General features: G+C 73.0%; 5 protein-coding genes. 3 read left to right on the top strand and 2 right to left on the bottom strand.

Annotated features, from left to right (window positions below; translation table 11 throughout):
- A partial coding sequence (locus DW309_RS06420; protein ID WP_342590370.1) for a winged helix-turn-helix domain-containing protein occupies positions 1 to 961 on the bottom strand: 961 nt, incomplete at its 3' end.
- Positions 962 to 1,072: 111 nt separating this feature from the next.
- Between DW309_RS06420 and DW309_RS06415 the strand changes: the two genes are divergently transcribed.
- The 3 genes from DW309_RS06415 (at position 1,073) to DW309_RS06405 (ending at position 4,648) form a co-directional block, all read left to right on the top strand.
- Positions 1,073 to 2,221, top strand: coding sequence for an AI-2E family transporter (locus DW309_RS06415; RefSeq protein ID WP_240753137.1), 1,149 nt, complete (start codon positions 1,073 to 1,075; stop codon positions 2,219 to 2,221).
- Positions 2,222 to 2,301: 80 nt separating this feature from the next.
- Positions 2,302 to 3,972 (top strand): SulP family inorganic anion transporter, encoded by a 1,671-nt coding sequence (locus tag DW309_RS06410; RefSeq protein WP_136044889.1) that lies wholly within the window; start codon positions 2,302 to 2,304, stop codon positions 3,970 to 3,972.
- Positions 3,973 to 3,976: 4 nt separating this feature from the next.
- A complete protein-coding gene (locus DW309_RS06405; protein ID WP_136044888.1) occupies positions 3,977 to 4,648 on the top strand; it encodes a GAP family protein in 672 nt (223 codons plus the stop codon).
- Positions 4,649 to 4,719: 71 nt separating this feature from the next.
- Here DW309_RS06405 and DW309_RS06400 read toward each other — a convergent pair whose 3' ends face one another.
- The gene (locus tag DW309_RS06400; RefSeq protein ID WP_168387195.1) at positions 4,720 to 7,254 is read right to left on the bottom strand and encodes a winged helix-turn-helix domain-containing protein; all 2,535 of its coding nucleotides are present in this window, start codon (positions 7,252 to 7,254) and stop codon (positions 4,720 to 4,722) included.
- Positions 7,255 to 7,519 lie beyond the last annotated feature (265 nt).

Raw genomic sequence — 7,519 nt, 5'->3', positions numbered from 1 at the left:
GGCGGGCGAACGTGCGGTGCCAGCGATAGACCGGGCCGTGCGGTCCGTCGAACCGGTCGAGGAACAGCCCCAGTCGCACGCATGCCTCCAGCAGCTCCGCGGCGTCCTCGCGCTGCGTCACCTGCGCGGCGAGCTCGGGCGTGAGCTCGGCGCAGACGGTGGCGTCGAGCACGAAACGGGCGACCTCCGGCGGCAGGGCGCCCAGCACGTGCTCGCGCACGTACTCGCCGAGGAAGCTCGACGCGCTCGGGGCGCTCCGCTCCGGGCGGGCACCACCGATCATCATGAGCCGGACGGCGATCGGCCACCCGCCCGTCTCCTCCACGATCGCGTCCGCGCCGAGGCCCTCTCGCGCGGCGGGAGCGAGCCGCGCCACCTCCTCGCGCGTGAAGCTCAGAAGGTCGGCCCCGAGGAACCCCTCCGGGGCGGTCACGCGCTGGCGGCTCAGGGTCAGCTCGAGCAGCGTCGTCCCCACCAGCACCAGCCGCAGACCGTCCGGCGGCTGCTCCGCGAGCATGCCGAGAAGGCCGTGGCGCCACCGCTCCCCCGCCCGGTGCGCGTCGTCCACCACCAGGTGCACCCGCGCGTCGCGGTCGCCGAAGACCCGGCAGATCTCCTCGTACGCACGCTCCGGGTTCGTGAGGGCGGGCAGGTCGCGCTCGGAGGCGTCGCCGCTGGTCGCCCGCAGCGCCTCGACGACGCCGCGGGTCAGCCGCGCGGGGTCGACGTCGAACGGGCTCAGCGCGAGCCACGCCACCCGGTCCACGCTCGTCGCCCACTGTGCCACGGCCGTGGTCTTGCCGAAACCGGAGGGAGCACTCACGACGGTGACCGGCGCGCCGGCGACCGCCGCGTGCAGTGCCTCGGTCACCCGGTCGCGACGCAGCACGCCGGGCTGCGGGCCCGGCGGCCGGAACCGCATGGTCGGCCCTGGACTCGTCTGACGCACGGGGGACGACATGGCAGTCACCCTAGTGACGGCCGCGCGACCGCATGCGGACCGCGAGGATTCTCACCCGGATGAGAAGGACGGGCCACGGCGCACGCCCCCGCGCGGGGCTACGCTGACCGCGTGACCACCTCCCCCACCTCCCCCGAACGCGTCATCGACGGCTCCCTGTCGCCCTCCCTGCGCGTCCTGCTGGCCCTGGCCGCCGGCGCCATCGCGCTCGCGGGCCTCTCCGTCGCGCGGGACGTGTTCAGCCCCCTCGCCCTCGCCGTCGTCATCGTCGTGGTGTGCGATCCCGTGCGCCGTCCCTTCGGGCGGCGCGGCTGGCCGGCGTGGACGGGATCCACCGCCGTGATCGTGGTGTCGATCGCGATCCTCGTGGCGATGGGCGCCCTGCTGTGGCTCGCCGGGATCCAGTTCGCCGGGCTGATCGGCGACCTCGCGACGGACGGCAGCCTCCGTCGCACGGCCGACGACCTGGTCGCACTGCTGCAGTCGCTCGGGCTCGAGGACGCCGCGACCGACACCGCGGCTTCCGTCCTCGACCCCGAGACGCTCCTCGCCGCCGCGAGCCGGGTGGGCGGCACCGTGGTCGGCGTCGCGACCGCACTGTTCTTCGTGTGCGCGTACATCGTGTTCCTCGCGGTCGACGCGGCCCGATACCAGCGGGCGGGCGAGGTGTTCGGGACGACGCGTCGGGCGTCGATCGAGCGCATCACCCGACTGAACCGCGGCGTGCGCCGCTACTTCGTCGTCAACGCGATCTTCGGCGCGATCGTCGCCGTGATCGACGGGCTCGCCCTGTGGTGGATGGGCGTGCCAGCGCCGCTCGTCTGGGCGATCCTCGCGTTCGTGACGAACTTCGTGCCGAACATCGGGTTCGTGCTCGGCCTCATCCCGCCCGCGGTGCTGGCGCTCGTGGTGGGCGGCTGGCCCCTCCTTCTCGCCGTCGTCGCGGTGTACTGCGTCGTCAACGTCGTGCTGCAGGTTCTCGTGCAGCCGAAGTTCGTGAGCGACGCGGTCGACCTGAGCCTGACGCTGAGCTTCTTCTCGGTGGTGTTCTGGACGTTCGTGATCGGTCCGCTCGGGGCGATCCTCGCCGTGCCGCTCACGCTGGTCGTACGCACCCTGGTGCTGGAGGTCGACCCCGGCAGCACCTGGCTGCGCTGGCTGTCCGGCGACCGCTCGGCCGCTCCGCCCCCGACCGTTCCCGCACGACCGGAGCCCGACCCCGCCGCAGAGCCCGACCGGAAATCACCAGGGGGAGCTTGACCGATCCCGCTGGCGAGGGCACGCGCCGCGGTGGAAGGGTGGACGCGCGGCGCTCGGTGCCGCGGCGAGAGGAGGCGGGGATGCAACGACCGCTCGCCGGTCTGACGGCGCGCAACGCCCTCACGGAGCTGACGGCGGGCGTCACCCTGCTCGCGATCGCCATCCCGTTGAACATCGGATACGCCCAGATCGCCGGGCTGCCCGCGACCGCCGGGCTCTACGCGCTGATCGTCCCCACCGTGCTGTACGCGCTGGTCGTGTCGTCGCGGCAGCTCGTCGCCTCTCCCGACGCGGCGGCGGCCGCGCTCGTCGCCTCGTCCGTCGGCGGGCTGGCCGTGGCCGGGAGCGCCGACTACGCCACGCTCGCACTCGCGCAGGCCGTGCTGTCCGGGCTGATGTTCGTGCTCCTGGCGGTGTTCCGGCTCGGCTTCCTCGCCGACTTCCTGTCGAAACCGATCCTGGTCGGCTTCGTGGGCGGCCTCGCGCTGGACATCATGGTGAGCCAGATCGCCAAGATGCTGGGCGTGAAGATCGACTCCGGTGCCGAGTTCCCCGAGAAGGCAGTTGCGCTGATCGGCGGACTGCCCACGCTCAACGGTTGGTCCCTGCTGATCGCCGCCGGCTCGGTCGCGGTCCTTCTGATCGGGAAGGCCTTCCTGCGCGCGGTCCCGTGGGCACTCGTCGTCCTGATCCTCACGACCGTGCTCGTGCTGCTGGCGGGACTCGACGACCGCGGGGTCGACGTGCTGGGCGCCGTCCCCGCCGGTCCCCCCGCGCTGACGTGGCCCGTGCTGGACTGGGGCACGTGGCTGGCGCTCGTGCCGTCCGCGATCGCGCTCACCCTGGTCACCACGGCCGAGGGCCTGCTGGTGTCGCGGTCGTACGCGGAGAAGCACGGGTACCCGTTCCGAGCCAACCGCGACCTGCTCGCGTTCGGGGTCGCGAACGTCGCAGCCGGCGCGCAGGGCAGCTTCGCGGTCGGCTCGTCCACGTCGCGCACGGCCGCGATGGACCAGGCGGGCTCGCGCACGCAGCTGCCCTCGGTCGTGCTCGCCGTCGGCACCCTCCTCCTGCTGCTGTTCGGGACGGCGCTGCTGGAGGACATCCCCTCACCGGCGATCGGGGCGATCGTGGGCGTCGCGATCATCCCGCTGCTGGGCGTGCGGGAGTTCATCGACCTGTGGCGCAAAGACCGGTTCGAGTTCCTGATCGGCGCAGTCTGCTTCCTCGTCACGCTCCTGATCGGCTCGATCCCCGGGATCCTCGTCGCGTTCGTGCTGGCCCTCATCAACCTCGCCAAGCGCGCGGCCTCCCCCGCGATCGACGTGCTGGAGGCCTCGGGCGATCCGGCGGAGTCGCTGCTGGAGGACGCGCCGTCCGGAACGACGACGGCGCCGGGCATCATCGTGGTGCGCCTGGCCGCGCCGCTCTTCTTCGCCAACGGCACCGTGTTCACGTCCGCGGTGAAGGAGGCGATCCGGGCCGCGGGCGACGGCGCGGTGCAGCACCTCGTCGTCGACATGGAGGCCGTGACCGACGTCGACGTGACGGGTGCCGAGTCGTTCGCCGCTCTGAAACGCTGGCTCGCCGACCGCTCGATCTCGCTGTCGTTCAGCCGGGTCCGCTCGAACACCTGGCGGCGGCTGTCCGAGCTGGACCTGCTCGACGGCGAGCCGCTGCACGCCACCAACCGCGCGGCGATCGCCGCCCTCACCGCGTCGGTCCCCGAGCCGGCGCCCGACGAGAGGTAGACCCATGGGAGCCGCCATCGGGAGTGTCCTCCCCCTCGCGCTCGGCATCGCGATCAGCCCGATCCCCATCATCGCGGCGATCCTGATGCTGTTGTCGCCGAAGGCCCGTGTCACGAGCGTCGGCTTCCTGCTGGGCTGGGTCGCGGGCATCGTGGTCGCCGTGAGCGTCTTCACGCTGCTGTCCGCCGTGCTCCCCGAGCAGGATCCCGACGCCTCGCGACCCATCCGCGGCACCGTGCAGCTGCTGCTCGGCGTCGGCCTGCTGCTGCTCGCGGTGGGACAGTGGCGCCGTCGCCCCGGCGCCGGTCGCACCGCCAGCATGCCGGCGTGGATGAAGGCGATCGACACGATGCGGTTCCCGATGGCACTCGGGCTCGGATTCCTGCTCTCCGCCGTGAACCCGAAGAACCTGCTGATGGCGGCGGGAGCGGGGGTGGACATCGGCGCGGCCGGCCTGGACGGCGGGGCCCTGGTCGTGGTGATCGGCGTGTTCACGCTGATCGCCGCGTCGACGGTCCTCGTACCGGTGGTGGGGTACCTGGTCGCGGCCGAGCGGCTGCGGGGCCCGCTCGACGCTCTGCGCGCCTGGCTCGCCCAGGAGAACGCGGTCATCATGGCCGTGCTCCTCCTCGTCATCGGCGTGTCGATGATCGGCAAGGGCATCGCCGCATTCTGAGTCGCCGCAGCCGGAGCGCGGGAACGGGAACGACGCGGGACCGCTGTGACCGCCTCGCGACGAGTCGGGGATCACCCGATGCCGAGCGCGTGGGCGGCCGCCGTCACCCCCTCGCGGTCGGACACGCCGAGCTTGCGGTAGATGTTGCGCACGTGCGTCTTGACCGTGTTCGGGGAGATGTACTCCTGCGCGGCGATCTCCCGCAGCGTGGCGTTGCGGCACAGGGCGGCCAGCACGATGCGCTCGCGGTGCGTCAGCTCCTCCTCCGCCAGGACGCCGGCGGCGGTGAACCGCTCGCGCACGCGGTCGGCGAACCGGGTGCGCGAACCGGGGGTCGCTCGTGCCGCCAGCAGCTGCGTCACGACCGTCCCGGCCTCCGCGACCCGGCGGACGTGGTCCTCCGGCTCGGCGAGCGCGAGCGCGGTGGCGAGGGCGAACTGCGCCCGATCCGGCTCGGCGTCCTCCACGTCGAGGTGCGACTCCACCAGCCAGGCGTCGATCATCGACGCCGGCAGCAGGCAGCGTGCGGCCCCCTCCAGCACCGGGACGAGGGCTCCGCGCGCGACACCGGGCCGTCGGTCGTGCATCGCGGCGAGCGCACGGAGGACCAGCACGTCCCCGGTCTCGCCGAGCGCCGCCTCCACCTCGTCGATGAAGCGGTCGCGGATCGTGGGCTCGTTCAGACGGTGGAACGCGTGCACCACGAACGGCGCCATCATGGCGTACCAGTGCACCGGCAACGGGAGGTCCTCCCGCGGCGCGAGGAAGTCGAACAGCGCCATGGCCGCGGCGTGGGCGTCGTCGACCGTGTCCGCGGCGAGCAGTGCCTGCAACCCGTGCAGCCCCCGCGCGATCGCGGTCTCCCCTCCCGCGTCGAGGACCCGCGCCGACGGCAGCAGCGCCGGACTCGCGTCGAGCAGGTTCATGGCCTCGTACGGCACCCACGATCGCCACACCCGGGCGACCTCGACGAACGCGTTGTCCGGTGCGCCGAGCTCGTGCCACCGCTCGTCCAGGGCCGCACTCGCATCCATCACCTCGCGCAGCCGCCCGCGGAACAGGGCTGCCGTGAGGAGCGCGGTCTCCGCCTGCAGCTCCGCCGATACGGCACCGATCGCCCGCGCCAGGTCGGCCGCCCGTCTGGCCGACACCTCGGACTGCTCCAGCCGACCGGTGAAGAGCTGGGCCATCGCGAGCTGCAGCATCGCGTAGGCGTCGATCCGCTCCTCGCCCGTCGGCGTGCGGAGCTCCGAGCCCACCGCGGCGAGCGCGTCCTCGATCCCCCCTCGGCGCAGTGCCGTGTGCAGCGCGAGCCCCCGCCTCCACGCCCGGTGCACGTCCGACTCGTCTGTCTCCGGCGTCGACGACAGCGCCGCGACCGCCGCGGACGCGTTCCCGCGGGTGAGCTCAGCCGCCGCGATCAGCATCCGCACCCCCGGCTCCGCGCGGCGCTGCGCGGTCAGCTCCCCGGTCGCCGCGACGACCTCGTCGGGGTGGCCGTCGAGCACGAGCTGCATGCCGCTGCGACGGAGGATCGCCGAGACGCAGAACTCCTCTCCGCTGCGCACGGCGTGGACCAGTGCGGGAAGGGCCTCCCCCTGCCCGTCGAACCACGCCGACGCGATGCCCTCGAGCCGGGCGGGCTCGCTGCTGCCCCTGGCGCGCAGGCGCCCGAGCAGGAAAGCGCGCAGCAGCGGGTGGTAGTGGTACCGCGGGGGGTCCGCGCCGTCGGGGCCGGCGAGCACGTTGAGCCGCAGCAACCGCTCGATCAGAGCGCCCGCGCGTGCGCTGCCGCAGAGGACGGTCGCGAGTGCGGTCGTGAACGACTCGGGGACGGCCGTCGTCTCCAGGAAGCCGCGCAGCTCGTCACTGAGGTCTCCGAAGACCTCCTCCACGAAGTAGTCGACCACGTCGGGGTCGTCTCCCCGGAGCGGGTAGGCCCCGACCGGGCCCCCGCCGGGGGCGTTGAGCATCATGAGCTGCAGCGCCGCGGCCCACCCCGCGGTGCGGGTCAGCAGCGCGGCGATCTCGCTCGGGTTCAGGTGCAGGTCGCGGAGCGCGAAGAACGCCTGGATCTCGTCGGGACGGAACGCCAGGGCAGCACCGTCGAGTTCGAGGGCGATGCCGCTGAGCCGACGACGGGCCAGCGGGATCATGCGCGTGCCGCGACCGGACAGCACGACGTGCACGTCGCCAGGGACCGTCTGCACGAACACCGACATCAGGTGGGCGGACTCGTCGTCCTGAAGGTGGTGCACGTCGTCGACGATGATCACGATCCGTCTGCGGGCCGCGTCGAGCGCCCTGGCGAGTCCGCGCATGGTGGCCGCCCCGTGACCGCGGGGCACGCGGGCGAAGCCGCGCTGCAGTGCGGGATCGGGGATCCGTTCGAGACCCGCGATCAGGGTGTCGACGCCGTCGCCGCGCTCCATCGCGACCCACACGACCTCGACGTCGGCGTGCTCGCGCAGCTCACGCGACCACTGCGCGAGCAGCCGCGTCTTGCCGGCGCCGGCCGGCGCGCCCACGAGCGTGAGCGACCACGGCTCCTCCATCGCGGCGCTGAGCCGGGTCAGCAGTCGGTCCCTCCGTACCTCGCCCTTCATCGATGTGGGGATGGGACTGGTCGTCCCACCTCCGTGTCGAGCATCTTCCGTCATCGGTCCCCCCGATCCTGAAGCGGCTCTCCCCCTCGGCGGCAGTATATTCCCCGATGAGAGCGGTTCCGCAAGGGCATGCCCCTGCTCACGGCGGGGCCGACGCCCCGACCCGCCGACGCCCGCGATGAGGGACCGCGGCCCCGCCAGATCAGCGCCGCGCCGTGTCGGCCCGCCGCGGCCTCTCCCTTGCGCGGGTCAGCGGTCGTCGCGG

This window comes from Microbacterium sp. K41 (genome assembly GCF_004794395.1).
Taxonomy (GTDB): domain Bacteria; phylum Actinomycetota; class Actinomycetes; order Actinomycetales; family Microbacteriaceae; genus Microbacterium; species Microbacterium sufflavum.
Note: the sequence above shows the minus strand (reverse complement) of the source record. Positions and strands in the feature narration are given on the sequence as shown.

What these genes read in the sequence shown, in the direction of transcription:
- DW309_RS06400 (WP_168387195.1), bottom strand. Translation starts at nt 7,254, where the DNA reads ATGAAGGGCGAGGTACGGAGGGACCGACTGCTGACCCGGCTCAGCGCC.
- DW309_RS06405 (WP_136044888.1), top strand. Translation starts at nt 3,977, where the DNA reads ATGGGAGCCGCCATCGGGAGTGTCCTCCCCCTCGCGCTCGGCATCGCG.
- DW309_RS06410 (WP_136044889.1), top strand. Translation starts at nt 2,302, where the DNA reads ATGCAACGACCGCTCGCCGGTCTGACGGCGCGCAACGCCCTCACGGAG.